This is a genomic window from Variovorax sp. GW822-FHT04A09 (genome assembly GCF_058801005.1).
The window spans coordinates 789093-814317 of sequence record NZ_JBXAMV010000002.1; the positions used below are offsets into that span (position 1 = coordinate 789093).

Consider the following 25225-nt stretch of genomic DNA (forward strand, 5'->3'; position numbering starts at 1 on the left):
CGAGCTTGCCACAGGCCACGATGTTCCCGCCAGCGCCGAAGGGGCGCGTCGGCGTGTCGGACGGTCAGCCGTCGACGCGCAGTTCGTAGCGCGCAAACGTCTCGCCGCGCAGGTCGATGCAGCTGTGCAGCGCGAAGCCGAAGCCTTCGTACAGCGTGCGCAGCGCGGTGCGGTCGGCCACGCAGTCCAGCCGCAGCCAGGGGCGCCCGAGCGCGCGGGCGTGGTCGCGCGCATGGCCCAGCAGCGCACGCGACACGCCCCGGCCCGCCCAGGCGCGGCGCACGGCCAGCTTGTGGACGAACAGCGCGCTGCCGGGCGCGATCTCGGGCCAGAACGACGGGTCTTCCAGATCGAGGCGCATCACGCCGGCCCAGTCGCCGTTCTCTTTCGCCACCACGTAGCGGCCGGCGTCGGTGTCGCGCTGGATGCGTTCGAGGCCGGTGTCGGCGGCGCTCCAGAGCGGGCGTCCGCCCTCGGCGAGCCATTGCGCGGCTTCGGTCAACACGGCCGCGACGGCGGGCGCTTCGCTGGAAAGGGCGGGTTCGATGTGCATCGGCGCGCAGCTTACCGGCACCGGTGTCAGGCGTGCCGGATCACGTGGAACCCTTCCTCGGCCGTGGGCGGTACGAAGTGGCGGGTGATCAGGTCGAACTGCGCGTCGGAGGTTTCGAAGGGGTGCTCGCCCGCCGCGTTGCGCGCCCGCAGCCGCGCCTTGCAGACCTCGTCCGGCACGTCGAGAAAGTGCAGCTGGTGCGCCGCGCCGGCCTGCTCGAAGAGGCAGCGCGCCCAGGCGCGGTGGCTCACCGTGTTGGCCGGAAAGTCGAGCACCACCGACACGCCGGCGCCCAGCAGCGCGCGGACGTGCTCGCCCATCGCCTGCTTCAGCCGGCCGGCGGCGCGCACGTAGTCGGGCAGTGCGTGGATTTCGCCGGGGTAGAGCGCGGCGAGCCAGGTGTCCTCGCTGATGCACACGGTGGCGGGCGCCTGCGCCAGGCGCCGGGTCAGCGTGGATTTTCCGGCGCCGATCTTGCCGCAGACCATGTGCAGCACGGGCGGGGGAGATGTGGGGGGTGTCGATGTCATTCGGTCTCCTGCGGGTGGGGGGAACAGACCTCGGGAGACGGACAAGAAAAACCCGCCTCCTGGGGCGGGTTGCATGGCGTGGTTTCGAACCGTGCGCTAGCTCACCCGCTCTCGCGAGAGCGGGCGAATGATCGATGCGGTGCGAAGGCGGGCCATGAAGGGCGAGGTTAACCCGGCCCGGGGCGCGCGGGAAAGCGGCGGCGATCACGCGTTGCCGATGACGCGCCATTGACCGGGCCGCGAGGGGCGAACCAGGAACCACGGTTCGAAATGCGCAAGAAATACCTGTGAAGCAGTTTGGGCGCATTTGTGAATCTGATTCGATATTTTTGTTATCTGTGTAATTATTTGTGTTTATTCCATTTTTTATATTCTTCGTCGATGTAACCAGTTCGAACTAATTTGAATTTCTTATTGCGGTCTGGCAAAAAATACGTGCTAAAGAAGCGAACCGGTTTTTTTCGAAGCCGACAGGCCAGGGAAATCGCAGGGCCGCGAGGCTCCGGGCCCTCATTTCTGGAGCAGCTCATGGACGAATTCCTCATCGCCGTCGACGCCGAAGACCGGCCGCTGCACGCGGTCGAAAAGATGAATGCCCACCGCGAGGGCATCCTGCACCGGGCGTTCTCGATCTTCCTGTTCGACACGCAGGGCCGGGTGCTGCTGCAGCAGCGCGCCCTGGGCAAGTACCACTCGCCCGGCCTGTGGAGCAACAGCTGCTGCGGGCATCCGCGCCCCGGCGAAGAAACCGGCGCGGCCGCCCTGCGGCGGCTGCAGGAAGAGCTGGGCCTGCGGTGCGCGCTGCAGCCGGTGACGGCCTTTCTCTACCGGGAGGCGGTGTCCGCGGAGCTGGTCGAGCACGAGTACGACCACGTGTTCGTGGGCATCGCGCACGACCTGCCGCAACCCGACCCCGGCGAGGTGCGCGAGTGGCGATGGCTGGCCTTGCCCGACCTGCACCGCGAACTGGCGCGGGCCCCGGCGCACTTCACCATCTGGCTGCACCGCATCGCCGAGCGCTTCGGGCCGGAAGGCCTGGGGGCCTGGCGGGAGCGCGCATTGGCGACGCATTGACGGCGCATTGACGCGCGGCCCCGGCCAGGCCCGCAAGGCCCACCGATTCCCGTGGCTTTCGGTCGAATTGCACTTACCTCCAAAGTTCTATATCAAAAAATTTCTCTTTAACAGGAACTGTGATTGCACTAAATTCTCAATTCACTCCCGGCGATGCCTTACAAGCCTGGGAGTCGGTTAATTCAAGGATTTGATGAGAAGGAATCACCTCTGTTGAATTGGATTGGATCCGTGGTTTGCGTCCGTAGTCATGGGAATTCACGCAATTAGAATTCCCCGTTGCGTGGCCTTCTCGCCATTCGATGCGATTGAATTGCTTTGAAAGAAGGCAGACATGAAGCAGAAGAGCGAACAGGCCGCGGTGTACCCCTGCACGTCCACGACAGCCCCCGGCTGAAAGGGGGCTGCGGTGTTGCGCATCACCTTCCGGCAACTGGAGGCCTTTCACTGGGCCGCGACATTGGGCTCCGTCAACGCGGCGGCCCGCCACCTCTTTGTCAGCCAACCGGCCATCACGGCCCGTGTGAGGGAGCTCGAAGGCATCCTCGGGCACGCGCTGTTCGCGCGCAGCCAGCAGGGCGTGCAGCTGACCGCGGCCGGCGACGAACTCTTCCAGCAGGTGCAGCAGCTGCTGAAGGCAGGCGAAGAGGTCGAGCGGCGCGGCGGACGGCTGGTGCCGCCGCTGGCCGCGGGGCTGCGGCTGGGCATCGACGAATCGCAGCACCTGTAGCGGCGGCGGCTGCCGCTGCTGCCGCGCGCGCGGTCAGTCGTGCAGCGACGACAGGAACTGCTTCAGCTCCGGCGTCTGCGGCGCACCGAACAGTTCCGCCGGTGGCCCCATCTCGTGCACGCGGCCCTGGTGCATGAAGATCACGCGGTCGCTGACCTTGCGCGCAAAGCTCATCTCGTGCGTGACCATCAACAGCGTCATGCCTTCGTCGGCCAGCGACTCCACCACGCGCAGCACCTCGCCCACCAGTTCGGGGTCGAGCGCCGACGTGATCTCGTCGCACAGCAGCACCGCCGGTTCCATCGCGAGCGCGCGCGCAATGGCCACGCGCTGCTGCTGGCCGCCCGACAGCTGCTCGGGCATCGCATCGAACTTCTCGGCCAGGCCCACGCGCTCGAGCAGCTTGCGCGCCTGCGAAGCGGCTTCCATCGACGATCGCTTCTTCACCAGCGTGGGCGCCAGCATCACGTTCTTGCCCACCGTGAGGTGCGGGAACAGGTTGAAGCCCTGGAAGATCATGCCCACGCGCTGGCGCAGCGTGCGCATGGCCATCGCGCTCTCGTGCAGCAGCGGCTTGCCGTCGACCGTGAGCGCACCTTCCTGGAACACCTCGAGCCCGTTGATGCAGCGCAGGAGCGTGCTCTTGCCCGAGCCGCTCTTGCCGATGATGGCGATCACCTCGCCGCGCTTCACGTCCAGGTCGATGCCCTTGAGCACCTCGTTCGTGCCGTAGGACTTGCGCAGCGCCGTGATGCGCACGATGGGCGCCGCGAACGGTGCGGCTTCGGGTTGTGGTGTTGGTTCAAGCACGGCGGCCATGGGTCTTCCTCTCGAGGGTCTTGGCGTACAGGCTCACGGGGAAGCACAGCACGAAGTAAAGCAGGGCCACGCAGCTGAACACCACGAAGGGCTGGAAGGTGGCGTTCGAAATCATGCTGCCGGCCTTGGTGAGTTCGACGAACCCGATCACCGACGCCAGCGCCGTGCCCTTGATCACCTGCACCAGGAAACCGACCGTGGGTGCGATGGCGATCTTCACGGCCTGCGGCAGGATCACGTGGCGCATCTGCTCGCCGAAGCTCAGCGCCAGGCTGCCCGAGGCCTCCCACTGGCCCTTCGGGATCGAGGCCACGCAGCCGCGCCAGATCTCGGTGAGAAAGGCGCTGGTGTACAGCGTGAGCGCCACGCTCGCGGCGGTCCACGCCGACACGTCGATGCCGAACAGCGCGATGCCGAAGTAGGCAAGAAACAGCTGCATCAGCAGCGGCGTGCCCTGAAACAGCTGCACGTACAGTCCGACAGCCCGCTGCGCCGCCTTGCCGCCGCGCAGCCGCGCGAACAGCAGCAGCGCGCCCACGATCCCGCCGCCGACGAAGGCGATGAGCGAGAGCACGACGGTCCAGCGCAGCGCCATCAGCAGGTTGCGCAGGATGTCCCACAGAGAAAAATCGACCATGGTGCAAGGGCCTCGCGTTCAGCGGCCGAAGAAGAAGCGCGGCCCCGCCCACTGGAGCAGGCGGCGCAGCGCCACGGCCAGCGCCAGGTAGATGAGCGTGGCGACGATGAAGGATTCGAAGGCGCGGAAGTTGCGGCTCTGGATCAGGTTGGCCGCATAGCTCAGCTCCTCGGTCGAGATCTGCCCGCACACCGCCGAGCCCAGCATCACGATGACGATCTGGCTCACCATCGCGGGCCACACCTTCTTGAGCGCCGGCGGCAGCACCACGCGCAGGAACACCTGCGCCTTGCTGAGCGCCAGGCTCACGGCGGCTTCGATCTGACCCTTGGGCGTGGCCTCGATGCCGGCGCGGATGATCTCGGTCGAATACGCGCCCAGGTTCATCACCATCGCGATCACCGAGGCCACTTCGGGCGAGAGCTTCACGCCAGCGGCCGGCAGCCCGAAGAAGATGAAGAACAGCTGCACGATGAAGGGCGTGTTGCGGATCAGCTCCACGTACGCACCCACGAGCGCGCGCAGCCACGCCGGCCCGCCCGAGCGGGCCCACGCGCACAGCGTGCCCACGGCCAGCCCGAGCACGGTGCCGACGGCCGTGAGGCCCAGCGTCCATGCCACGCCGCGCAGCAGCAGCGGCCACTCGGCGAGCACCGCGCCAAAATCGAATTCAATGCCCATGGCCGCGCCTTCAGCTCAGACCGGCAGGTCGCCGGCGGCCTTGCCGAGCCACTTCTTGGACATCGCGTCGAGCGTGCCGTCCTTCTTGGCGGCGGCAATGATCTCGTTGACCCGGGTCTTCAATGCGGTTTCGCCCTTGGCGATGCCGATGAAGCAGGGGCTGTCTTTCAGCAGCAGCTTGTACTCGGCGCTCACCTTCGGGTTCTTGGCGAGCATGTCGCCGGCCACCGCCGCGCTGGTGGCGAGGGTCTGCGTCTGGCCGGCCACGAAGGCGGCGATCGTCGCGTTGTTGTCCTCGAAGCGGCGGTAGTCGACGTTTGGCGGCGCCACCTTGTTCAGTTCCTGGTCTTCCATCGCGCCGCGCGTCACGGCGACGGTCTTGCCGGCCATGTCGGCAAAGCTGGTGAGCTTCATGCTCTTGGCCGCATACACGGCCTGGAAGAAGGGCGCGTAGGCCGCGCTGAAGTCGATCACCTTCTCGCGCTCGACGTTCTTGCCGAGCGTGGAGATCACGAGGTCGGCCTTGCGCGTCTGCAGGTAGGGAATGCGGTTGGCGCTGGTCACCGGCACCAGCTCGACCTTCACGCCGAGCTTGGCGGCGACGAGCTGCGCCATCTCCACGTCCAGGCCCTGCGGCTGCATGTTGCGGTCGACCGAGCCGTACGGCGGGTAGTCGGTGGGCACGGCGATCTTGATGGTCTTGGCCTTGAGCACGTTGTCGAGCGCGTTCTGCGCCTGGGCGGCGCCGGTGGCGGCCAGCAGGGCGACGCTGGCCAGCGCGAGGGCAAGACGGCGGGAGGCGAAAGAGGTCATAGCAGGGCTCCTAGGTAGGTCGATGAATCGGTGGTGGCGTCGTCGGCGGGCGCGGCCTTGCGGCGGCGCTTCGGTGTGGGGGTGTTGTTGAGCGGTGCCAGCGCATCGCGCAGCTGCGCGAGCGGGTCGGCGGGCGCTTGCACGCGCAGCGCCGACTGCACCGTGCCGATGTGTTCGGCCATCAGCGCCTCGGCGGCGGCGTGGTCGCCGCGCTCCAGCGCCGCGACGATCTGCACGTGGTCTTCGCACGACTGCACCGCGTCGTGCGTGCTCTGGTAGAGCATGGCGATCAGCGTGGTGCGCGCGGTGAAGTCGCGCAGCGTGTCGGCCAGCAGCGTGTTGCCCAGGCACTCGGCCAGGCACACATGGAAGTCGCCCAGCAGGAAGCTGCGGTGGCCGACGTCGCTCTCTTTCAGTGCGGCCTTTTCACGCTGCAGGTGCGCCTTCAATTGGCGCAGGGCGGCCTTGTCGATCCGGCCCGTGCTGCGGATGAGGCCGAGCTCGATCACGCGCCGCGCCTCGAAGGCCTCGCGCGCCTCGTCCTGCGAAGGCTCGATGACGAACCAGCCGCGCCGTGCGCTCACCGTGACGATGCCGCGCGCGGCCAGCCGCGTGAGCGCCTCGCGCACGATGGTGCGGCTGCAGTCGAACAGCATCGCCAGCGGCTGCTCGCCCAGGCGCGCGCCGGGCGCGAGCTTCTGCGCCATCACCGCTTCGACGATGCGTGCACTGATTTCGGATGCGGAGATGGCCATAGGCCTGCATATCAGCAGCTTCCGTGCCAACTGGTATGCAAGCCGTGTGCACCGAAATGGGCCGGCCGTGGTGCGCCGGCGGTGCGCGCTACCGTTTGCCGAGCGCGCTGCGGGGCAGGGCCAGCAGCATCAGAAGCGCCGACAGCACCAGCGCGCCGCTCAGCACATACAGGCTGGCCGTGAAGCCGCCTGTGAGCGTCTTGAGCGCGCCCACCATCATCGGCGCCACCAGCCCCGCGCTGCCGCCGATGGTGCTGATGAGCGCAATGCCCGCCGCCGCGGCGCTCTTGGACATGAAGCTGCCGGGAATCGCCCACAGCACGGTGAAGGCGCTCGAGATGCCCATCGACGCCAGCGCCAGGCACAGCACGGCGGCCACGGGGCTGTGCATGAAGAGCGTGGTCAGCGCCAGCCCGGTCGCGCCCGCGAGCGCGCCCAGCGCGAAGTGCCAGCGGCGCTCCTGGTGCCGGTCGGAGTGGCGCCCCACGACGATGTTGGCCGCGATGCCGGCCGCGGCGGGAATCACCGAATAGAAGCCGATCTGCAGCACGCTGAGCCCCATCGACTTCAGGATCGTCGGCTGCCAGAACGACAGCGCGTAGATGCCCAGGATGATCAGGAAGGACATGAAGCCGATCAGCCACACGCGCCCGTCGCGCATCGCCGCGCCGAAGGTGTGGCGACCGGCGGCGCCGTGCGCGGCCTGGTCCTCGGCCAGCAGGTGGGCCACGCGCTGCTTCTCGGTCGCCGAGAGCCACGGCGCCTGCGCCGGGCTGTTCGACAGCGTGCGGAAGGCGATCACGCCCAGCAGCACGCTCGGCAGCCCTTCGAGCAGGAACAGCCACTGCCAGCCGCGCAGCGCCAGCACGCCGTCCAGGTAGGTCATCGTGAGCCCGGCGATCGGCCCCGCGACGATGGGCGCCGCGCCGAAGGCCATGAAGAAGAGCGCGGTCGCCTGCGCGCGGCGGCGCGAGGGAAACCACAGCGTCAGGTAGAACAGCACGCCCGGCGCGAAGCCGGCCTCGAACACGCCGATGAGAAAGCGCAGCACGTAGAACTGCGTGGGCGTGGTGGCGAACATCATCGCCGCCGAGGCCAGGCCCCACAGGCCCATGATGCGCAGCAGCGTGGCGCGCACGCCGATCTTCGCGAGCATCAGGTTGCTCGGAATCTCGAACACCGCGTAGCCCAGAAAAAAGATGCCGGCGCCCAGGCCGAACACCGCGTCGCTGAAGCCCAGCTGGTCCTTCATCTGCAGCTGCGCGTAGCCGACGTTGGTGCGGTCCAGGTAGTTCAGCACGTAGCAGGCGCACAGCAGCGGCATCAGCCGCCAGGTGATCTTGCGAAAGAGCGCGGCGTCGTCGCGCGCATCGGCCGAAGCCGGCGTGCGCGCGCCGGCGGTGGCGTCGAGGGTGGCGGTGTTCATCGGTGTGTCTCCTTTTCTTTTTGGCCGTGGTGCGCGTGTCGGCGGATCAGGCCGGCACGAGCGCGCCGAAGCTGGTTTCGCCCCACAGGTGGCTCGTGGGCGCGCCGGGAAACAGCCAGTGCGGCGAGCACTCGGCCGACGGCACGACGTTGCTGAAGCCGTGCAGCGGCGAGGTGCCCGCGAGCGTCTTCTCGAGCACCATCGACAGGTACTGGTCGTTGCTGCTTTCCTGCGTGTTGCCGTTGAGGATCACCTCGGCGCCCGTGGCCTGCGCATAGCGGCGGATGCCGTTGTGGCGCGACTGCAGCGGCGCCCAGCTGTCGGCCGACACGCCGTTCTCGCTGCTCACGCGCAGGCCGTCGCCCGTGCGGTACACCAGCGAGTGGTTGCCTTCGGTGTGCCCCGGCGTGTGCACCAGCGCGACGCCGGGGCCGAGCTGCAGGCTGCCGTCGAAGGCGACGATGCGCTCGGTCGGCACCCCGTCCAGGCCGTGCGGGCAGTACCACTCGGCCTGCACCGGCAGCAGGCCCTGCACGTTCGCGAGCTCCTGGCGGTGCACCAGCAGCTTCGCGTTCGGCAGCAGGCCCGGCGCGTTGGTGCTGCCGAGCCAGCGGCGCACGTCCTGCGTGTGCAGGTGGTCGTAGGTGATGTGGTCGATCTGTTCGGGCGCCACGCCGCAGCCGGCGAGGGCCTGCAGCACGGTCTGGTAGACCGGCGCGATGGCCTTGTGCAGGAACTTCGGCGTCTGGTCGCTCAGGCGCTTGAAGTAGGGCGTTTCGTTGCCGGCTTCGAAGTCGGCCGGCGTGAAGAGCAGCGTGCGCAGCCGGCCTTCGAAGTCGTCGTACTGAACGAGCACGGTGCGCGCCAGCAGATGCACCATGTGCGGCTTGAGCAGCTGCTGCGAGTACACGCCGGTGAAGGCGAACCACGCGGGGTACGGAATGCGCAGCAGGTTGAAGCTGCGCGCGAAGTGAACGGGCGGTGCGTCGAGCAGCCGCTCGCGCAGGGCCTCGGCGCCGCGGCGGATGGCGCGCAGGCGGTCCTGTGGCATGGCGGCGTGGCGCGTGTCGTCGAGTTCGGTGATCTGCGCGAAGCCTGTGGGTTCGGGGTCTCGGGTCATGGGGTCTCCTGTGTCTGGATGCGTGGGCTTGCGGGTTCGTCGCTCAGTACATCGAGCGCCCTCCGGAGATATCGAACACCGCTCCGGTGCTGAACGAGCACTCGTCCGAAGCCAGCCACGCGGCCATCGCCGCCACCTCGTCGACGTCGACAAAGCGCCCCATCGGCACGCGCGAGAGCAGGGCGGTGCGCAGCTGTTCGCGGTGCTCGGCGGGCACGTCCGCGAAGACGGCCGTGTCGGCCGCCGACGGCGTGATGCAGTTCACCAGCACGCCCGACGAGGCCAGCTCCTTGCCGAGCGACTTGGTCAGCGCGATGAGCCCGGCCTTCGAGGCCGAGTAGGCGGCGTTGAAGCCATTGCCTTCCTTGCCCGCGACCGAGGCGATGTTGACGATGCGCCCGCGCCGCTGCGCCAGCATCAGCGGCGCGACGGCGCGGCAGCACAGCCAGGCGCCCGTGAGGTTGATGTCGAGCACGTGGCGCCACTGCGCGGGCGTGTGCTCCCACGCGGGCACCGTCGGCCCGAGCACGCCCGCGTTGTTGACGAGGACGTCGACGCGGCCGAAGCGCTCCTGCGACTGCGAAGCCGCGCGGGCGATCTGGTCTTCGTCGCGCACGTCGACCAACGATGTGACCACGGTGCCCAGCGGCGCCAGTTGCGCCATGGCATCCGCCAGCGTCGCGGCCTCGACGTCCCACAGCGCGACGCTCGCGCCGTTCGCGAGGCAGCGCCGCGCGATGGCCAGGCCGATGCCGCGCGCACCGCCGGTCACGATCGCATGGCGCCCTTCGAGCGGCCGGGCGAGCGCGTCGGTCATGCCGTGGCGGCCTCGGCCCGCGGGGCGGTTTGGCCGAGCAGCCCGGCGACCAGGCCGCCCACCATCTCCGGTGGCACGCCCACGAGCAGCTGGCGCAGCATCGTCAGCGTGTCGAAGTACACGCGCTCGCACACCAGCCGGTCGCCCTCGAAGATGAAGAAGGCGTTCATGCGGCAGCGAAAGCTGTTGCCCGTCGGCGGCAGGCCCTTGAGCGGGCCGCGGTGCGTGCCGAGCAGCCAGAACTCCACGATCACCGAATCGTCGGCATGGCGCAGCTGGATGATCTCGTGGCGCTGGTCGGGGAAGGCGCGGCGCGTGTCGGTGTAGTACTGGCGCACGTCGGCGATGCCGTCGTGCACCTCGCCGCTGGGAATCAGCTCGTAGTGCGGGTGCGGGAAGGTGCCGAGCACCGCGTCGAAGTCCTGGCGGGTCTCGTCGGCGAAATGGTCGAGCACGAGGCGCTCGCGGCGGGCTTGCAGGTCGGTCAGTGTGGTCATCGGGGTGTGCTCCATGCGACAGGGGTGACAGGGGACATCGGGTTGCCGCGAATGCGTCGACCCGGGTGGCCTGCGTACTATCGACAGCCCCTCGAACCCAGACTGTCCGGTGTTGGCAATCGAGGCCCCGGACAAACCCGCGATGCCACGCCCTTCCCCTTCTTCCAGCGCCAGCCCCGCTGAGCCGGACGCACAGCCTTCGCCCGTGCACAACAGCGACATGCGGCTGGCCGACGACGTGCAGCAGCGCCTGCTCGCGGTGGCGCACCGGCGCACGCTGGTGCGCGGCGAATCGCTGTTCCACAAGGGCTCGTCGCCCGACGCGTTGTTCGGCGTGGTCAGCGGCTCGTTGCGCGTGAGCGTGGTCGCGCCGGGCGGGCGCGAGGCGGTGATCGCGATGCTCGAGCCGGGCCACTGGTTCGGCGAGGTCTCGCTGCTGGTGGGGCGCGAGCGCGTCTACGACACCTGCGCCGTCGACACCACCGAGATGGCCGTGGTCGCCGCAGCCGACTTCCACCGGCTGGTGGCCGACCATCCTGACGTGCACATGGCCTTCACCCGGCTCGTGTGCCTGCGGCTGCGCCAGGCGCTGGCCTGGATCGACGACGTGATCCTGATGCCGCTGCCCGTGCGGCTGGCGCACCGGCTGCTCACGCTGGATGCGCGCGCGGTGGCGCCGACGGAGGAAGGGGGCGGCACGCTGCTGGGCGTGTCGCAGGAAGACCTGTCGTTCATGCTCGGCGTGTCGCGCCAGAGCGTGAACCGCCAGCTCAAGCTGTGGGAGGAAGACGGCACGCTGCGCGTGCGCTACCGCAGCATCGAGTTGCTCGACCGCGCACAGCTGGAGCGGCACGCGGCCACGCCGCGCTGAGCGCGGCCGGGGTTCAGTCCATCCGCGCGCCCGAGGCCTTCACCGCCTTGTCCCAGCGCGGCGTTTCCGTCGCGAGGAAGCGTGCGAAGTCTTCGCTGCCCAGGTAGGCCGGGTCCGCGCCCTGGCTCACCATGCGCTCGCGCACCTCGGGGCTGGTCAGCACCTGCCTGAACGCATCGCTGAGCTTGGCGACCACGTCCTTGGGCGTGTCCTTCGGCGCCAGGAAGCCGTAGAAGCCCACCACCTCGAAGCCCTTGACGCCCGACTCGATGACGGTCGGCACGTCGGGCAGCGCGGGGTTGCGCTCGCGGCTGGTCACGGCCAGCGCGCGCACCTTGCCCTGCTTGTGATAGTTGGCGGCCTGCGGAATCGATTCGGCCATGAACTGCACCTGCCCGCCCATCAGGTCGGTGAAGGCCGGCGCGCTGCCGCGGTAGGGGATGTGCACCATGAAGAGGCCGGTCGCGGTCTTGAACATCTCGGGCACGAGGTGGCTGATGCCGCCGTTGCCCGCCGAGCCGTAGTTGACCTGGCCCGGCCGCGCCTTGGCGTAGTCGATGAACTGCTTGAGGTTCTGCACCGGCAGCTTGGGCGTGACCAGGAGCGCGAGCGGCTGCATCGCGGTGCGCGCGATCGGCACGAAGTCGCGCTGCGTGTTGTAGGGCAGCTTGCTGTAGAGCGCGCCGTTGATCACCGCCACGCCGGTGTTGGCCAGCACCAGCGTGTAGCCGTCGGCCGGGCTCTTGGCGACGAAGTCGGCACCTACCGAGCCGCCCGCGCCGGGCTTGTAGTCGACGATCAGCGGCTGGCCGAGCACGGCCTGCAGCTTGTCGGTCAACAGGCGCGCATGCTGGTCGAGCGGGCCGCCGGCCGGGAAGCCGATGACGACCTTGATCGGCTTGTCGGGGTAGGCGGCCAGGGCCGCCGTGGTGCCGAATGCGCCGAACGCGCCGAGGGCGAAAGAAAGGACCGCCGATGCGGTCCGGGTGGGCTTGCTCATGATCCGTCTCCTTTTTTGTGGAGACGATCATAAGCAGCGCGGTCAGCTCGCCAGCGTGGCCTTCAGCGTGATCTCGGGCACGCTCGCCAGCGCCTTCGACAGCGGGCAGCCCGCCTTGGCGGCGGCCGCGATTTCCTGAAACTTCGCTTCGTCGAGGTTCGGCACGGCCGCATCCAGTTCGAGCTGGATGCGGTCGATCTTGAAACCGGCGCCGTCCTTGGCCAGCCGCACGGCGGCCTTGGTGTCGATGCGCGTCGCGGTCAGGCCCGCCGCCTCCAGCGCGAAGGCAAAGGCCATCGTCAGGCAGGCCGCATGGGCCGCGCCGACGATTTCCTCGGGGTTGGTGCCGCGCCGGTCGTCTTCGAAGCGGCTGGCGAAGCCGTAGGGATAGTCTTTCAGGGCGCCGGTCTCGGTGCTGACCAGGCCCTTGCCGGTCTTGCCGGCGCCTTCCCAGTGAACGCTTGCGTGCTTGTCTGCTGCCATGGACATTCCTTCAGTCAGGGTGGAGGGTGGATCGGAGGGAGAACCGCAGGTATCGCTCCGAAATCCGCGCCTGTCTGTAGTCGCAGAGCGCATCGCATCGGGGGCCGACGTCAGCCGCCGTGCACGCCCCAGGTGCTGCGCTTGAGCTGGCCCCGGACCTCGCCGCCCGGCCAGGCCTGCGTCGACACGCTCACATACCAGAGGCCCGCCATCAGGTCGGCCATCTGGGCGGGCGTCAGCCGGCTCGTGCCGGTGCGCTCGTAGCCGGTGCCGGTGCCGGTGCCGTCGTTGCGCGGCTCCCCCTCGCTGGGCAGCGGCAGCTGGATCGCCAGCGGGCCGTTGCTGCCCGTGGCGGCGGGGCCGTAGAAGCCGACGACCGTCGCCGGCCCGCTCAGGCGTGCGGCGTTCACGCGCCATTCGAACACCCCGGTGGCCAGCGTCAGCGTGCCGGCCGCCGAGCCGCCGGCCTTGCCCTTGTGCGGCGGGACCACGTCGTCGGTCCCGAGCCAGCAGTCGGCCACGAACCATGTCGGTGGTTCCTTGGACGGCGGCTCCGTCACGGGGGCCGACATGCCGAACCGGGGAACCCGCGAGCAGCCCGCCGCGGCCAGGGCGGCCAGTGCGGCACCGAAGAGGGCGATGCGTCGGCGCAAGGTGGGGCGGGCGGGATCGGGCATGGCAGACAGGCACAGGTGAAGCGGAGCCCGCACGATAGCCGATGCGCCTGTGCCTACCCGACGTACGAAGAATGGGCGTCGCCAAGGTGACGCCCCGGGGGCTTCCCCGATGGGAGCGGCGGCCGGTGCGGCTTAGGCTGGCGCATTGCGCCTTTTCGCACCGCTTTCCTTTCCCCTCTCCTTCCTCCTTCGCCTGTTCACAGACCATGCAACCACGCCCGCATTACAAGTTCTGGCCCAAGCGCCTCCCGCATTCGATCACCGTCCCCGCGACCTCGCTGTGGCACAACCTGGCCACCTCGGCGGCGCGCTACCCCGACAAGGCCGCGCTGGTCTTCTTCGGCCGCGTGCTGAGCTACCGCGACGTGGCCGACCAGGTCGAGCGGCTGGCCGGCACGCTGCATGCGCTGGGCGTGCAGCGCGGCGACCGCGTGGTGCTGAACATGCAGAACTGCCCGCAGCTGGTGATCGCGCATTTCGCGATCCTGCGCGCCAACGCCGTCGTGGTGCCGGTCAACCCGATGAACCGGGCCGAAGAGCTCAAGCACTACATCGTCGACCCCGACGCCAAGGTGGCGATCACCACCGGCGATCTCGCGGCCGAGCTGGCCAAGGCCAGCGACGCACTGCCGCCCGAGCAGCGCCTGTCGCACCTCATCGTGAGCCAGTTCACCGACGCCTTCGATGCCGGCGTGACCGGCGACGACGCCCCCGCGCCGGCCTGGGCCGACTGGCTCGGCACGCGCCACCCGCTGCCCGCGCTGGCCGACGGCCAGGTCATGGCGTGGACCGACGCGCTCGCGGCCGGCCACCCGGCGCCCGCGCACGTGGTGGGCGCCAACGACATGGCGCTGCTGCCCTACACCAGCGGCACCACCGGCCTGCCCAAGGGTTGCGTGCACCACCATTCGAGCCTCATGCACAACGCGATGGCCGGCCAGCTCTGGGGCCAGGCCACGTCGGAGGCGGTGGTGCTGGCCGTGGTGCCGATGTTCCACATCACCGGCGTGGTGAGCATGATGCACACCTCGATCCTCGCGGCGGCCACGCTGGTCATCATGCCGCGCTGGGACCGCGACGTGGCGGGCCGGCTCATCTCGCGCTGGAAGGTCACGAGCTGGACCAACATCCCCACCATGGTCATCGACCTCATGGCCAGCCCCAACTTCGCGAGTTACGACCTCACGAGCATGACCCACATCGGCGGCGGCGGCGCCGCCATGCCGCAGGCCGTGGCGCAGCGCCTGTTCGAGCAGTACGGCCTGAAGTACCAGGAAGGCTACGGCCTCACCGAGACCGCCGCGCCCTCGCACACCAACCCCTCGGACCACCCCAAGCAGCAGTGCCTGGGCATTCCGTTCATGAGCACCGACGCGCGCGTGGTCGACCCCGACACGCTGCAGGAGATGCCCATCGGCGAATCGGGCGAGATCATCATCCACGGCCCCGAGGTGTTCCAGGGCTACTGGAAGCGTCCCGACGCCACGAAGTCCGCCTTCGTCGAGTTCGAGGGCAAGCGCTTCTTCCGCTCGGGCGACATGGGCCGCATGGACGAGGAGGGCTACTTCTTCATCACCGACCGCTTGAAACGCATGATCAACGCGAGCGGCTTCAAGGTGTGGCCGGCCGAGGTCGAGCTGCTGATGTTCCGCCACCCCGCGATCCAGGAGGCCTGCGTCATCTCGACCAAGGACGACTACCGCGGCGAATCGGTCAAGGCCGTGGTGGTGCTGCGCGCCACGCACAAGGACACGACCGAGCAGCAGATCATCGACTGGTGCCGCGAGAACATGGCGGTCTACAAGATTCCGCGCAAGGTGGAGTTTGTCGATGCGCTGCCCAAGAGCGGCAGTGGCAAGGTGATGTGGCGCCTGCTGCAGGAGAAGGAAGGCACGGCGGCCTGATTGCCGCTTTGTCTTTGCTAGGGCTGGCGCGCGTAGCGCCCCGGCGCCTGGCCCACATGGCGGCTGAAGGCCGTGCTGAACGTGCTGGCCGAGCTGTAGCCGACGCGCGCGGCCACCTCCGCCGGCGCGCAGCCGCCGCGGCGCAGCAGGTCCTTGGCGAGCGCCATGCGCCACGCCAGCAGGTATTCCATCGGCGGCAGGCCCACGGCGCGCGAGAAGCGCTCGAAGAAGGCCGAGCGCGAGAGCGCGGCCTTGCCGGCGAGCTCTTGCACCGTCCATGAACGCGCGGGGTCCGCGTGCATGTGCCGCACGGCGGCGGCCAGCCGGCTGTCCGCCAGCGCGCGCAGCAGCCCCGGCGGCGCGCCTTCGCCGGGCGCCGAGCGCAGCGCCTCGATCAGCAGCACCTCGACCAGCCGCCCGAGCACGAGGTCGCGCCCCGGCCGCTGCGCCAAGGACTCTTCGCGCACGAGCTGCACCAGCAGCGACAGCCGCGCGACCCCGCGCATGTGCAGCACCGAAGGCAGCAGCGACACCATCAGGGCCGCGTCGGGCGAATCGAAGGCGAAGTAACCGCCGAGCATGCGCACGTCGGGCGGGCCGTTCCGGTCGCCGTGGCGGACCTCGCCATGTGCGTCCTCGCGCACCGCCTGTTCATGCGGGTCGAGAAACACCGGCGGCGCCGGCGTGCGCCCCGACAGCGTGAAGCCGGGCGTGGCCGGCATGAGCAGGAAGTCGCCCGCGGCCAGCGTCAGCGGCGGCTGGCCGTCGACCGCGAGGATGCACTCGCCCTCGAGCATGGTGCAGAAGCTGGGCTGGCCGAAGGCCGTGTAGCGCACGGCCCAGGCGCCGGCGCCCGCGATCACCTTGGAATACACGGCGCGCGGGCGAAGCAGCGCGATGACCTCGGCCAGGGGATCGGCCATGGCTGGACTCCTGCAAAAGAAATGGCGACGTTCGATGGTAGCAAGTCCGGTCGGTCGTCCCTATCGTTGGGGCTCTTCATCACCCACCACCAAGGAACCCCATTGAAAACCGCACTCATCACCGGCTGCTCCTCCGGCTACGGCCTGGCCATCGCGCGCCACTTCCAGGCCCAGGGCTGGCGCGTCGTCGCCACCATGCGCACGCCGCGCGACGATCTCTTTCCCGACGCGCCGAACCTGCGCGTGCTGCCGCTCGACGTGACGCAACCCGACAGCATCGCCGCCGCCATCGAGAACGCGGGCCCGATCGATGTGCTCGTGAACAACGCCGGCGTCGGTCTCTTCGGCGCCTTCGAGGCCACGCCCATGGCCACCGTGCGCGAGGTGTTCGAGACCAACACCTTCGGCATGATGGCCATGGCGCAGGCCGTGCTGCCGCAGTTCCGGGCGCGGCGCTCGGGGGTGCTGGTCAACGTCACGTCGACTGTGACGCTCGCGCCGATGCCGCTGGTGGCCGCGTACACCGCGAGCAAGACGGCGATCGAGGGCTTCACCGCCTCGCTCGCGTTCGAGCTGGCGGCGTTCAACGTGCGCGTGAAGCTGGTCGAGCCGGGCTACGGGCCCGGCACGCGGTTCACCGAGAACGGGGCGCAGCGCATGCAGGGCTTGATCCCGCCGGACTACGCACCGCTGGCGCAGGGCGTCTTCGCGGCGCTGGGCAACCCCACGGCCGTGACCACGGCGGCCGACGTGGCCGAGGCCGTCTGGCGCGCCGCGAACGACGCGGCGGCGACGCTGCGCTATCCGGCGGGCGCGGACGCGGTGGCGCTCGCGGCGGCCCGGCCGGCCTGAGCCACGCAGTCCGCCGCGCGGGCAGGGCGGCACTGCGGCCTTTTTGCTTAAAATGAGAATAATTCTTATTTGTAGGCGGAGCCCCCGCCGCCGTGCCGCCCGCCATGTCCGCTGCCGAAGCCGCCTTCCAGCAAGTCCACACCCTCTACAGCGACCACCACGGCTGGCTGCAGTCGTGGCTGCGCAAGAAGCTCGGCAACTCGTGCGACGCGGCCGACCTGACGCAGGACACCTTCGCGCGGCTGCTGACGGCGCGCAACCCCGAGGTCATCGTGCAGCCGCGCGCCTACCTCACGAGCGTGGCCAGGAACATCCTCGTGAACTGGTACCAGCGCCAGGCGCTGGAGCGGGCCTACCTGGAGGCGCTGGCCGTGATGCCCGAGCCCGAGGCGCCGTCGCCCGAGCAGCGGCTGGTGATTTTGCAGACGCTGCACGAGATCGACGCGATGCTCGACGCCCTCAAGCCGCTCGCGCGCCGGGCCTTCCTGCTGTCGCAGCTCGACGGCATGAAGTACGAGGACATCGCGCGCGAGCTGGGCGTGTCGCTGGTCACGGTCAAGCGCTACATGCAGCAGGGCTTCCGGGGCTGCCTGGCGGTGATGGCATGAGCGCCGCGCCGGGCCGCCCCAAGCAAGCGCGCGCCGAAGTGCGAAGCACGAAGGCATTCTGATGAGCGCGATGAATTTCGAAACATCGACGCTCGCCCCGCGCGTGCTCGACGAAGCCGCCGAATGGCTGATGCGGCTGCACGACAGCGCCGTCACCGACGAAGACCGCCGCGCCTGCGAGCGCTGGCGCCAGAGCCACCCCGACCACGCACGCGCCTGGGCGCGCGCCGAGCAGCTGATGAACAAGCTCGGCGGCCTGCCGCCGGCGCTGGCGATGTCGTCGCTCGCGCGACCTGCGCGCGGCAACGCGAACAACCGCCGCGCCACCCTCGGCCGGCTGGCCGCGCTGCTGGCGGCCGTGCCCGCCGGCTGGCTCGGCTGGCAGGCGGTCGAGATGGCGGGCGAGCGCGGCTGGATGGCCGGGCACCGCACCGCCACCGGCGAGCGCCGCGAACTGCGGCTGGCCGACGGCAGCCGCCTCACGCTCAACACCGCCAGCGCGGTCGATGTGCATTTCGACGGCACGCAGCGTCGCGTGGTGCTGCAGGCGGGCGAGATCTTCATCGCCACCGCGCCCGACCCCGCCGCCGCGCACCGCCCGTTCCGCGTGGCCAGCGCCGGCGGCACGCTGGAGGCCCTGGGCACGCGCTTCAGCGTGCGCAAGGAAGCGGGCGGCGCCACCCACATCGCCGTGCTCGAAGGCGCGGTGCGCATCACGCCCGAGCGCGCCGCCGCGCGCGTGCTGCCGGCGGGGCAGCAGGCCCGCTTTACCGCCGACGGCATCGACGACTTCCGTCCGGCGGACGCCTCGGTGCTGGCCTGGACGCAGGGCATGCTGCTGGCCGACGGCATGCGGCTGGCCGACTTCGCCGCCGAGCTGTCGCGCTACCGCCCCGGCCTGCTGCAGTGCGACGCGGCGGTGGCCGAGCTGCGTGTCTCGGGCGCCTTTCCGCTGGCCGACACCGACGGCGTGCTGCGCATGCTGGTGTCGACCTACCCGGTGGATGCGGCCACGCGCCTGCGCGGCTACTGGGTCACGCTCGTGCCGCGAGCGGCACCCGAAGAGCGCGCGACGGGCGCTTCGAAAAATATATCGATCCGGGGGTGAGACTTTTTTTCGTTTCGGCTGGCAAGGAGGGTGAAGAACCCACCGTTGCCCAACCGAAAGGCCCGTCTCCATGTCTGCATCCCGCCCGTCCGCCTTGCGCCCGTTCGCAGAGCGCCGCCTGAACACCGTCCTTCGCCATGCCCTGGTGGCGCTCGCCCTCGGCGGCCTGGTCGGCGCGGGAGGGCCGGCCTTCGCGCAGGCGTCGTCGTCCTCGCTCGACGCCGCCGCGTCCCACGCCTACGACATTCCCGCCGGCCCGCTGGGCCGCACGCTCGCCGCCTTCGCGGCCGGCAACGGCATCGCGCTGTCGTTCGACCCCGCGCTCACGCAGGGGCGCAGCAGCCCCGCGGTGGCGGGCCGCTACACCGCACGCGAAGCCATCGAGCGCCTGCTCGCGGGCAGCGGCCTGCAGGTGGTGGCGCGCACCGACGGCAGCTACACGCTGAACCGCCGCGAGGCCGGCACGCCCGCCGCAGGGGCCGGCGGCGTCGATACGCTCTCGCCCGTCACCGTCACGGCCGAGGCCGACCGCAGCGGCACCACCGAAGGCACCGGCGCCTACACCACGCGCGCCACGGCGGCGGCCACCGGGCTCGCGCTCTCGCCGCGCGAGACGCCGCAGTCGGTCACCGTCATCACGCGCCAGCAGATCGACGACCAGAACCTGCTGTCGCTCGGCCAGGCCATGCAGAGCGTGCCCGGCGTGTTCTCGGTGAGCTCCGACAGCGACCGCACCGACCTGTACGCGCGCGGCTTCTACATCGACAACTACCAGTACGACGGCGTGCCGACCACGGTCACCACCGACTTCTTCGGCGCCTCCACCAACGACCCGGTGCTGTACGACCGCATCGAGGTCGTGCGCGGCTCGACGGGGCTGCTCACCGGCGCGGGCAACCCCTCGGCCTCGGTGAACCTGGTGCGCAAGCACGCCGACAGCAAGGTGTTCGCCGGCAACGCATCGCTCGCGCTGGGTTCGTGGAACCTGCGCCGCGGCACGGTCGACCTGCAGACGCCGGTCACGAAAGACGGCCGCGTGCGCGCCCGCCTCATCGGCATGACGGAAGACCGTGACTCCTTCATCGACATGTACCACGGCCGCAAGCACGTGCTGTACGGCGTGGTCGATGCCGACCTCACGCCCAGCACCACGCTGAGCGTGGGCATCGAGTCGCAGGCCACGCGGCCCACCTCGTCGACCTGGGGCGGGCTGCCGCTGACCTTCAGCGACGGCACGGCCACGCGCTGGGACCGCTCCAAGACCGTCGGCACACCGTGGACCCACTGGGACACGACCACCACCACCGCCTTCGCGAACCTCACGCACCAGTTCGACAACGGCTGGAAGCTCAAGGCCAACGGCTCGCACCGGCAGAGCAAGCAGAACGCCAAGCTGCTGTACCTGTACCGCGACCTCGACCGCCTCACCGGCACCGGCCTGGGCTCGCTGCCCGGCTACTTCGAGCACCAGTTCCGCCAGAACAGCCTCGACCTGCAGGCCACCGGCCCGTTCACGTTGCTGGGCCGCACGCACGAACTCGTGGTGGGCGTCAGCAACAGCCAGTCGCGCTACGTGGAGGCGAGCCATCCACGCACCAGCGCGTTGCCCGACACCGGCAACTTCTACGACTGGAACGCTGCGTCGTACCCCGAGCCGGGCTGGGACCCGCTGAAGGTCTCGGCCATCACCAAGACGCGCCAGACCGGCTACTACGGCGCCGCGCGCCTGTCGCTGGCCGATTCGCTCAAGCTCATCGTGGGCGGGCGCCAGAACAGCTGGCGTTCCACGCGCCTGACCGCCGACGCCCCGGCCACGCGCAAGCACGAGGTGTTCACGCCCTACGCGGGCCTGGTGTACGACCTGAGCGAGAACTACTCGGTGTACGCGAGCTACACCGACATCTTCCAGCCGCAGAACTACCGCGACGCCAGCGGCGCGTACCTCGACCCGGTGACCGGCAAGAGCTACGAGATCGGCCTCAAGGGCGAGCACCTGAACGGCAAGCTCAACACCTCCATCGCCGTCTTCCGCGCCGAGCAGGAGAACGTGGCGCAGCGCGACGGCACGAAGCTCGTGCCCAACTCGAGCGAAGGCGCCTATTACGGCGCGCGCGGCGTGACCAGCAAGGGCATCGAGCTGCAGGTGTCGGGCGAACTGGCCCCGGGCTGGCAGCTCAACGCAGGCATCGCACGCACGCTGGGCCGCGAAGGCAACGGCAACCGCATCAACACCGCCATGCCGACCACGCAGGCCACGCTGTTCACCACCTACCGGCTGCCCGGCGCGTGGCACCGGCTCACGCTGGGCGGCGGCGTCAACTGGCAGAACCGCACCTACTACGCGTACAGCGTGGGCGATGTCGACCTGCGCTACCAGCAGGGCTCGCGCGCGGTCGTGAGCCTGATGGCGCGCTACGCCTTCACGCCCAGGCTGGCGCTGCAGCTGAACATCGAGAACCTCTTCGACAAGAAGTACTACAGCAACATCGACGGGCAGGCCTACTTCGGCACGCCGCGCAACGCGGTGGCGACGCTGAGCTATGCGTTCTGACCGGGAAAAGGCGCGGGGCATGACCCTTTTTTCGTTCTCGTTTGTCATGTAGGGGAGGGGCGCATGTCCGCGCCCCGTTTTCCGGTCCCCGATGAACACCCGCACCTCCTCCTTTTCTCCCGCCTTGCGGCTGCTGTCCCGCGTCGCGGCCGCCGTGCTCGGCGGCTACGCGCTGGCCTCGGCCGCCGCTGTCTTCCTGGCCGCCGTGCTGCCGGCCGGCCCCGCCGAGGCCGCGCTCGGGGGCATGCAGTTCAGCTTCGCGGTCTACACCGTCGCCGTGATCTGGGCCTTTGCGCCCGTGTCGCTGCCGCGCGCCTGGGCCGGCTTGCTGCTGCCCGCCGTGGTGCTGGCCGGGCTGGGCCTGGCGCTGCGCGGCGCGGGAGGCGGCGCATGAGCACGAAGACAACCAAGGCGCCGTCGCAGGGCGGCTTCCGCCAGGCCCAGGCCTGGCTGCACACCTGGTGCGGCCTGTGGTTCTCGTGGCTGCTGTTCGCGGTGTTCCTCACCGGCACGCTGGCCGTGTTCGACGAGCCCATCACCCACTGGATGACGCCGGAGCACCACGCCGAGGAAGCCGCCGCCGCAGCCAGGAAGGGCGAACCCACGGCCGACCGCGCGCAGCGCCTGGCCTGGGGCATGGCCTACATGGCCGAGCACCACCCGGGCGCCTCGATGTGGGAACTGTGGCCTTCGGATGCGCAAGGCGGCGGCGAGCTGCGCGTGTTCTGGTTCGACGCCAACCGCCAGTACGCGGGCGTTGCGCTCGACCCCGCCACCGGCAAGCCGTTGAAGGAAGACGGCGGTCACGCGGCGCGCGCCACGCTCGGCGGCCACCACTTCGTTGACTTCCACTACGAGCTGCACGCCGGCACCGTCGGCCTGTGGATCGTCGGCATCGCCGCGATGGCGATGCTGGTGGCGCTGGTGTCGGGCGTCATCACGCACAAGCGCATCTTCAAGGACTTCTTCACCTTCCGGCCCAAGAAAGGCCAGCGCAGCTGGCTCGACGCGCACAACGCCGTGGCGGTGCTGACCTTGCCCTTCCAGTTCATGATCGCCTACACCGGCCTCGTGATCTCGGGCACCAGCTTCATGCCGGCCCCCAAGGTCTTGCACTACGGCACGGGCCCGCAGGCACAGGTGCGTTTCGTCTCCGAACTGGGCGACAGCGACAAGCCCGCCGCCACCGGCCGCGCGATGCCCGTGCCCGTGCTCGAACCGTTCGCCGCGCGCGGCCAGGAGCGCATGGGCCAGCCGGTGCGCGCGGTCGTCATCGACCACCCGGGCGACGCGGCTGCGCGTATCGGCGTGTACGGATGGAACGGCGACGACGAATCCGCGCGCCGGCTCAGCGCCACCACCGGCATGGTGCAGTTCTCGGCCGCCAGCGGCGAGGTGCAGCGCGTGCGCCTGCCGGGCGCCGCGGACGGAGGGGCCGCCATGCTCGCGCAGTCGGCCATGGGCGGGCTGCACATGGTCACCTTCGGCGGCTGGCCGATGAAGTGGCTCTACTTCCTGTGCGGGCTCGCGGGCACCGCGATGATGGGTTCGGGTGCCGTGCTGTTCATCGTCAAGCGCCGCCAGAAGCACCTGGGCGAATTCGGCGGCGCGACGGCGCGGGTCTACCGGCTGATCGAAGCATTGAACGTCGCGGCCATCGCCGGGCTGGCCATCGCCTGCGTGGGCTACCTGTGGGCCAACCGGCTGGTGCCGGTCGGCATCGGGCACCGCGCGGACCGCGAACTGCAGGTCTTCTTCGCGCTGTGGGCGCTGGCGCTGGTGCATGCCTTCGTGCGCCCGCCGGCGCGCGCGTGGCGCGAGCAGCTCGGTGCGCTGGCTGCGCTGTGTCTGCTGTTGCCGGTGCTCAACTTCGTGACCACGGGCGATCACTTGCTGGCGCAGTTCCTGCGCAGCGATTGGGAAAGCCTCGGGGTCGAACTGGGTGTCGTGGCCTTCGGGTTTGCGGCGCTGGGCGCGCTGCGCCATCTGCTGCGGAAGGCGGCGCGATGACGACGGCATGGGCTTCGTTGCTTGGCCTTGCGCTGGCGTATGCGGGCATGTCGTGCCTGAGCTTTGCCATGGACCGGCACCATGAGCAGCTGACGCGCGGACGCGAAGTGCCCGCGCGCCGGCGCAGGGGCTTGCGCGTGATCGGCATGGTGCTGTTGGCCGCGGCCATCGTGCCCTGCGTGATGGCGTGGGGCCCCACGGTCGGGACGGTCGCCTGGCTGGGCTTCCTGTCGGCGGGTGCGTTGCCGGTGGCCTTGCTGTTGCCGTACCGCCCGCGCGCCGTGGCGTGGGGCGCCGGCGCTGCCGCCGTGGCCGGTGGTGCGGGGCTTGCGCCGGTGCTGGCGGCGCTGCTGCGCTGAGGTCAGTCCACCTTGATGGCTGCGGCCTTGACCACCTGCTGCGCCTTCGCGGTCTCGTCGGCGATGAACTTGTTGAACTGCGCGGAGGGCATGGTGAAAGGCTCGGCGCCGAGCTTCTCCAGCCGCTCCTTCAGTTCGGGCGCGACCATGATCTTCGCGACCTCGGCCTGCAGCCGTTCCACCACGGGCTGCGGTGTCTTGGCGGGCGCGAACAGGCCGACCCAGAACAGGTAGGCCGAGCCCGGCACGCCGGCCTCCACGGTGGTGGGCGCGTCGGGCAGGACGGACGAGCGACCGGCGGTGCCCACGGCCAGCGCCTTCAGCTTGCCGCTCTTGATCAGCGGCAGCGCCGACACCATCGGCGCGAAGAACCAGTCCACGCGCCCGGCCATCACCTCGGTCATGGCTTCGGGCGTGCCGCGAAAGGGCACATGCTGCGCATCGACGCCGGCCGCGAGGCGGAACACCTCCGCGTTCATGTGCGTGGCCGAGCCGTTGCCCGCGGAGCCGTAGTTCAGCCCGCCGTGCTTGGCCTTCGCCTTGGCCACGAGGTCTTTCACATCGGTGAAGTGCGAGGGCGCGGTCACCAGTACGTTGGGCAGGCTGGCCATCGGCGTCACGCCCGTGAAGTCCTTCAGCGTGTCGTACGACAGGCCCTTGTAGATCCACGGGTTCACGAGATGGCCGGCCGAATGCACCAGCAGCGTGTAGCCGTCGGCCGGCGCCTTGGCGGCGATGGCCGCGCCCAGCGTGCCGCCCGCGCCGGGGCGGTTGTCCACGATCACGCTGGTGCCCAGCGCGGGCCCGAGCTTTTCGGCGACCAGGCGCGCGACGATGTCGGTGCCGCTGCCCGCCGTGAAGGGCACGACCAGCTTGATGGGCTGCGTGCCCGGCCACGCGCCTTGTGCATGGGCGCCGCCGAGCGTGCAGGCCGCGAGTGCCGCAGCGATCGTGAGTGCCTGTCGGCGGCTCCAGGGGAATGTCTTCTTCATGCGTCTTGTCTCCGTTGATTGGTTGGTGCGAGCGATGAATGACTGACTGGGAAAGGAGCGCGCTAGGCGGGCGGTGCGTTCGCCATCACCAGCGCCACCAGCACCGGGCGGTTGCTGCGGTTCTCGAGCTGGCGCTTCTCGCCGGGCGCGAAGCGGCAGCTGTCGTAGGGCAGGAGCACGTCTTCCTGGTGCGCGCCGTCGAGTTCGCCGACGACGTGCAGCTCGCCCTCGAGCACGAGGTAGAGTTTTTCCATCGGCGAGCCGTCCAGCCCGGTGCGGCCGCCGGGCAGGATCTGGCTCATGCCCATCCACATCTGCGTCGAGGGGCCGGCTTCCTTGCCCTGCAGGCGCAGGCAGCGCATGTCGAAGTGGTTGGGCGCCTCGTAGTGCGGCGCCTCGCTGAAACGGGTCACATGCATGGTGGGTGTCCTTGGG

28 protein-coding genes are annotated in these 25225 nt (G+C 69.6%); 11 read left to right on the plus strand and 17 right to left on the minus strand.

Features of this window, described 5'->3' with window-relative positions; all coding sequences use genetic code 11:
* Positions 1-64: 64 nt before the first annotated feature.
* Positions 65-553, minus strand: coding sequence for a GNAT family N-acetyltransferase (locus AC1RLW_RS14755; RefSeq protein ID WP_493193655.1), 489 nt, complete (start codon positions 551-553; stop codon positions 65-67).
* Between the two features lie 26 nt (positions 554-579).
* Positions 580-1083, minus strand: coding sequence for a P-loop nucleotide/nucleoside kinase family protein (locus tag AC1RLW_RS14760; RefSeq protein WP_493193657.1), 504 nt, complete (start codon positions 1081-1083; stop codon positions 580-582).
* Positions 1084-1611: 528 nt separating this feature from the next.
* Here AC1RLW_RS14760 and idi point away from each other — a divergent pair.
* Complete coding sequence (gene idi, locus AC1RLW_RS14765) at positions 1612-2157, plus strand: isopentenyl-diphosphate Delta-isomerase (protein ID WP_493193658.1); 546 nt, start codon at positions 1612-1614, stop codon at positions 2155-2157.
* 409 nt (positions 2158-2566) lie between these two features.
* Positions 2567-2887: a LysR family transcriptional regulator gene (locus AC1RLW_RS14770; RefSeq protein ID WP_159275929.1), complete on the plus strand. Its 321-nt coding sequence runs from the start codon at positions 2567-2569 to the stop codon at positions 2885-2887.
* Positions 2888-2920: 33 nt separating this feature from the next.
* Here AC1RLW_RS14770 and AC1RLW_RS14775 read toward each other — a convergent pair whose 3' ends face one another.
* From AC1RLW_RS14775 to AC1RLW_RS14815, 9 genes are all read right to left on the minus strand, one after another.
* Entirely contained in the window at positions 2921-3706 is a 786-nt protein-coding gene (locus AC1RLW_RS14775) for an amino acid ABC transporter ATP-binding protein (protein WP_369629633.1), read from the minus strand.
* The gene (locus AC1RLW_RS14780) at positions 3690-4343 is read right to left on the minus strand and encodes an amino acid ABC transporter permease (protein WP_095746234.1); all 654 of its coding nucleotides are present in this window, start codon (positions 4341-4343) and stop codon (positions 3690-3692) included. Before AC1RLW_RS14780 ends, AC1RLW_RS14775 begins: the two co-directional genes overlap by 17 nt.
* An 18-nt stretch (positions 4344-4361) precedes the next feature.
* A complete protein-coding gene (locus AC1RLW_RS14785; RefSeq protein WP_062475944.1) occupies positions 4362-5024 on the minus strand; it encodes an amino acid ABC transporter permease in 663 nt (220 codons plus the stop codon).
* A 15-nt stretch (positions 5025-5039) separates the two neighbouring features.
* Positions 5040-5837 (minus strand): transporter substrate-binding domain-containing protein, encoded by a 798-nt coding sequence (locus tag AC1RLW_RS14790; RefSeq protein WP_095746233.1) that lies wholly within the window; start codon positions 5835-5837, stop codon positions 5040-5042.
* Positions 5834-6592: a GntR family transcriptional regulator gene (locus AC1RLW_RS14795; RefSeq protein ID WP_159270871.1), complete on the minus strand. Its 759-nt coding sequence runs from the start codon at positions 6590-6592 to the stop codon at positions 5834-5836. The genes AC1RLW_RS14790 and AC1RLW_RS14795 overlap by 4 nt, the downstream gene beginning before the upstream one ends.
* Positions 6593-6680: 88 nt before the next feature.
* Positions 6681-8018, minus strand: coding sequence for an MFS transporter (locus AC1RLW_RS14800; protein ID WP_493193660.1), 1338 nt, complete (start codon positions 8016-8018; stop codon positions 6681-6683).
* A gap of 46 nt (positions 8019-8064) precedes the next feature.
* Positions 8065-9138, minus strand: a complete 1074-nt coding sequence (locus tag AC1RLW_RS14805) for an MBL fold metallo-hydrolase (protein WP_493193662.1) — start codon at positions 9136-9138, stop codon at positions 8065-8067.
* A 43-nt stretch (positions 9139-9181) separates the two neighbouring features.
* The gene (locus AC1RLW_RS14810) at positions 9182-9955 is read right to left on the minus strand and encodes an SDR family NAD(P)-dependent oxidoreductase (RefSeq protein WP_493193663.1); all 774 of its coding nucleotides are present in this window, start codon (positions 9953-9955) and stop codon (positions 9182-9184) included.
* Positions 9952-10452 carry an ester cyclase gene (locus AC1RLW_RS14815; RefSeq protein WP_223301409.1) on the minus strand — a complete coding sequence of 167 codons (501 nt, stop codon included), beginning with the start codon at positions 10450-10452 and terminating at the stop codon, positions 9952-9954. Before AC1RLW_RS14815 ends, AC1RLW_RS14810 begins: the two co-directional genes overlap by 4 nt.
* A 142-nt stretch (positions 10453-10594) precedes the next feature.
* On the opposite strand from AC1RLW_RS14815, the gene AC1RLW_RS14820 reads away from it, so the two are divergent.
* Positions 10595-11323 carry a Crp/Fnr family transcriptional regulator gene (locus AC1RLW_RS14820; protein WP_447746199.1) on the plus strand — a complete coding sequence of 243 codons (729 nt, stop codon included), beginning with the start codon at positions 10595-10597 and terminating at the stop codon, positions 11321-11323.
* 13 nt (positions 11324-11336) lie between these two features.
* Here the strand turns inward: AC1RLW_RS14820 and AC1RLW_RS14825 are convergent, their stop codons facing one another.
* The 3 genes from AC1RLW_RS14825 to AC1RLW_RS14835 form a co-directional block, all read right to left on the minus strand.
* Positions 11337-12323 carry a Bug family tripartite tricarboxylate transporter substrate binding protein gene (locus AC1RLW_RS14825; protein ID WP_062475921.1) on the minus strand — a complete coding sequence of 329 codons (987 nt, stop codon included), beginning with the start codon at positions 12321-12323 and terminating at the stop codon, positions 11337-11339.
* Between the two features lie 42 nt (positions 12324-12365).
* The gene (locus AC1RLW_RS14830) at positions 12366-12806 is read right to left on the minus strand and encodes an OsmC family protein (RefSeq protein ID WP_062475918.1); all 441 of its coding nucleotides are present in this window, start codon (positions 12804-12806) and stop codon (positions 12366-12368) included.
* A 110-nt stretch (positions 12807-12916) separates the two neighbouring features.
* Positions 12917-13483, minus strand: coding sequence for a CHRD domain-containing protein (locus AC1RLW_RS14835; RefSeq protein ID WP_493193665.1), 567 nt, complete (start codon positions 13481-13483; stop codon positions 12917-12919).
* A gap of 206 nt (positions 13484-13689) precedes the next feature.
* Here AC1RLW_RS14835 and AC1RLW_RS14840 point away from each other — a divergent pair, with 206 nt between their 5' ends.
* A complete protein-coding gene (locus AC1RLW_RS14840; RefSeq protein WP_062475913.1) occupies positions 13690-15387 on the plus strand; it encodes a long-chain fatty acid--CoA ligase in 1698 nt (565 codons plus the stop codon).
* 17 nt (positions 15388-15404) lie between these two features.
* Here the strand turns inward: AC1RLW_RS14840 and AC1RLW_RS14845 are convergent, their stop codons facing one another.
* Positions 15405-16310, minus strand: coding sequence for an AraC family transcriptional regulator (locus tag AC1RLW_RS14845; RefSeq protein ID WP_493193666.1), 906 nt, complete (start codon positions 16308-16310; stop codon positions 15405-15407).
* Between the two features lie 102 nt (positions 16311-16412).
* Here AC1RLW_RS14845 and AC1RLW_RS14850 point away from each other — a divergent pair, with 102 nt between their 5' ends.
* The 7 genes from AC1RLW_RS14850 (at position 16413) to AC1RLW_RS14880 (ending at position 23798) form a co-directional block, all read left to right on the plus strand.
* A complete protein-coding gene (locus tag AC1RLW_RS14850; RefSeq protein WP_493193668.1) occupies positions 16413-17162 on the plus strand; it encodes an SDR family oxidoreductase in 750 nt (249 codons plus the stop codon).
* A gap of 104 nt (positions 17163-17266) precedes the next feature.
* A complete protein-coding gene (locus AC1RLW_RS14855) occupies positions 17267-17770 on the plus strand; it encodes a sigma-70 family RNA polymerase sigma factor (RefSeq protein ID WP_492736609.1) in 504 nt (167 codons plus the stop codon).
* 61 nt (positions 17771-17831) lie between these two features.
* Entirely contained in the window at positions 17832-18878 is a 1047-nt protein-coding gene (locus AC1RLW_RS14860; RefSeq protein ID WP_492736607.1) for a FecR domain-containing protein, read from the plus strand.
* A 70-nt stretch (positions 18879-18948) separates the two neighbouring features.
* Complete coding sequence (gene fhuE / locus AC1RLW_RS14865; RefSeq protein WP_493193670.1) at positions 18949-21429, plus strand: ferric-rhodotorulic acid/ferric-coprogen receptor FhuE; 2481 nt, start codon at positions 18949-18951, stop codon at positions 21427-21429.
* A 91-nt stretch (positions 21430-21520) separates the two neighbouring features.
* Positions 21521-21823: a DUF3649 domain-containing protein gene (locus AC1RLW_RS14870; protein WP_139705706.1), complete on the plus strand. Its 303-nt coding sequence runs from the start codon at positions 21521-21523 to the stop codon at positions 21821-21823.
* Positions 21820-23439: a PepSY-associated TM helix domain-containing protein gene (locus AC1RLW_RS14875; protein WP_493193671.1), complete on the plus strand. Its 1620-nt coding sequence runs from the start codon at positions 21820-21822 to the stop codon at positions 23437-23439. Before AC1RLW_RS14870 ends, AC1RLW_RS14875 begins: the two co-directional genes overlap by 4 nt.
* Positions 23436-23798: a DUF3325 domain-containing protein gene (locus AC1RLW_RS14880; protein ID WP_493193673.1), complete on the plus strand. Its 363-nt coding sequence runs from the start codon at positions 23436-23438 to the stop codon at positions 23796-23798. Before AC1RLW_RS14875 ends, AC1RLW_RS14880 begins: the two co-directional genes overlap by 4 nt.
* Positions 23799-23800: 2 nt before the next feature.
* Here the strand turns inward: AC1RLW_RS14880 and AC1RLW_RS14885 are convergent, their stop codons facing one another.
* Both AC1RLW_RS14885 and AC1RLW_RS14890 read right to left on the minus strand, forming a co-directional pair.
* Positions 23801-24790: a Bug family tripartite tricarboxylate transporter substrate binding protein gene (locus tag AC1RLW_RS14885; protein WP_493193674.1), complete on the minus strand. Its 990-nt coding sequence runs from the start codon at positions 24788-24790 to the stop codon at positions 23801-23803.
* 62 nt (positions 24791-24852) lie between these two features.
* Positions 24853-25209, minus strand: a complete 357-nt coding sequence (locus AC1RLW_RS14890) for a cupin domain-containing protein (protein ID WP_070062522.1) — start codon at positions 25207-25209, stop codon at positions 24853-24855.
* Positions 25210-25225: the final 16 nt, after the last annotated feature.

What these genes read in the sequence shown, in the direction of transcription:
- AC1RLW_RS14755 (WP_493193655.1), bottom strand. Translation starts at nt 553, where the DNA reads ATGCACATCGAACCCGCCCTTTCCAGCGAAGCGCCCGCCGTCGCGGCC.
- AC1RLW_RS14760 (WP_493193657.1), bottom strand. Translation starts at nt 1,083, where the DNA reads ATGACATCGACACCCCCCACATCTCCCCCGCCCGTGCTGCACATGGTC.
- idi (WP_493193658.1), top strand. Translation starts at nt 1,612, where the DNA reads ATGGACGAATTCCTCATCGCCGTCGACGCCGAAGACCGGCCGCTGCAC.
- AC1RLW_RS14775 (WP_369629633.1), bottom strand. Translation starts at nt 3,706, where the DNA reads ATGGCCGCCGTGCTTGAACCAACACCACAACCCGAAGCCGCACCGTTC.
- AC1RLW_RS14780 (WP_095746234.1), bottom strand. Translation starts at nt 4,343, where the DNA reads ATGGTCGATTTTTCTCTGTGGGACATCCTGCGCAACCTGCTGATGGCG.
- AC1RLW_RS14785 (WP_062475944.1), bottom strand. Translation starts at nt 5,024, where the DNA reads ATGGGCATTGAATTCGATTTTGGCGCGGTGCTCGCCGAGTGGCCGCTG.
- AC1RLW_RS14790 (WP_095746233.1), bottom strand. Translation starts at nt 5,837, where the DNA reads ATGACCTCTTTCGCCTCCCGCCGTCTTGCCCTCGCGCTGGCCAGCGTC.
- AC1RLW_RS14795 (WP_159270871.1), bottom strand. Translation starts at nt 6,592, where the DNA reads ATGGCCATCTCCGCATCCGAAATCAGTGCACGCATCGTCGAAGCGGTG.
- AC1RLW_RS14800 (WP_493193660.1), bottom strand. Translation starts at nt 8,018, where the DNA reads ATGAACACCGCCACCCTCGACGCCACCGCCGGCGCGCGCACGCCGGCT.
- AC1RLW_RS14805 (WP_493193662.1), bottom strand. Translation starts at nt 9,138, where the DNA reads ATGACCCGAGACCCCGAACCCACAGGCTTCGCGCAGATCACCGAACTC.
- AC1RLW_RS14810 (WP_493193663.1), bottom strand. Translation starts at nt 9,955, where the DNA reads ATGACCGACGCGCTCGCCCGGCCGCTCGAAGGGCGCCATGCGATCGTG.
- AC1RLW_RS14815 (WP_223301409.1), bottom strand. Translation starts at nt 10,452, where the DNA reads ATGACCACACTGACCGACCTGCAAGCCCGCCGCGAGCGCCTCGTGCTC.
- AC1RLW_RS14820 (WP_447746199.1), top strand. Translation starts at nt 10,595, where the DNA reads ATGCCACGCCCTTCCCCTTCTTCCAGCGCCAGCCCCGCTGAGCCGGAC.
- AC1RLW_RS14825 (WP_062475921.1), bottom strand. Translation starts at nt 12,323, where the DNA reads ATGAGCAAGCCCACCCGGACCGCATCGGCGGTCCTTTCTTTCGCCCTC.
- AC1RLW_RS14830 (WP_062475918.1), bottom strand. Translation starts at nt 12,806, where the DNA reads ATGGCAGCAGACAAGCACGCAAGCGTTCACTGGGAAGGCGCCGGCAAG.
- AC1RLW_RS14835 (WP_493193665.1), bottom strand. Translation starts at nt 13,483, where the DNA reads ATGCCCGATCCCGCCCGCCCCACCTTGCGCCGACGCATCGCCCTCTTC.
- AC1RLW_RS14840 (WP_062475913.1), top strand. Translation starts at nt 13,690, where the DNA reads ATGCAACCACGCCCGCATTACAAGTTCTGGCCCAAGCGCCTCCCGCAT.
- AC1RLW_RS14845 (WP_493193666.1), bottom strand. Translation starts at nt 16,310, where the DNA reads ATGGCCGATCCCCTGGCCGAGGTCATCGCGCTGCTTCGCCCGCGCGCC.
- AC1RLW_RS14855 (WP_492736609.1), top strand. Translation starts at nt 17,267, where the DNA reads ATGTCCGCTGCCGAAGCCGCCTTCCAGCAAGTCCACACCCTCTACAGC.
- AC1RLW_RS14860 (WP_492736607.1), top strand. Translation starts at nt 17,832, where the DNA reads ATGAGCGCGATGAATTTCGAAACATCGACGCTCGCCCCGCGCGTGCTC.
- fhuE (WP_493193670.1), top strand. Translation starts at nt 18,949, where the DNA reads ATGTCTGCATCCCGCCCGTCCGCCTTGCGCCCGTTCGCAGAGCGCCGC.
- AC1RLW_RS14870 (WP_139705706.1), top strand. Translation starts at nt 21,521, where the DNA reads ATGAACACCCGCACCTCCTCCTTTTCTCCCGCCTTGCGGCTGCTGTCC.
- AC1RLW_RS14875 (WP_493193671.1), top strand. Translation starts at nt 21,820, where the DNA reads ATGAGCACGAAGACAACCAAGGCGCCGTCGCAGGGCGGCTTCCGCCAG.
- AC1RLW_RS14880 (WP_493193673.1), top strand. Translation starts at nt 23,436, where the DNA reads ATGACGACGGCATGGGCTTCGTTGCTTGGCCTTGCGCTGGCGTATGCG.
- AC1RLW_RS14885 (WP_493193674.1), bottom strand. Translation starts at nt 24,790, where the DNA reads ATGAAGAAGACATTCCCCTGGAGCCGCCGACAGGCACTCACGATCGCT.
- AC1RLW_RS14890 (WP_070062522.1), bottom strand. Translation starts at nt 25,209, where the DNA reads ATGCATGTGACCCGTTTCAGCGAGGCGCCGCACTACGAGGCGCCCAAC.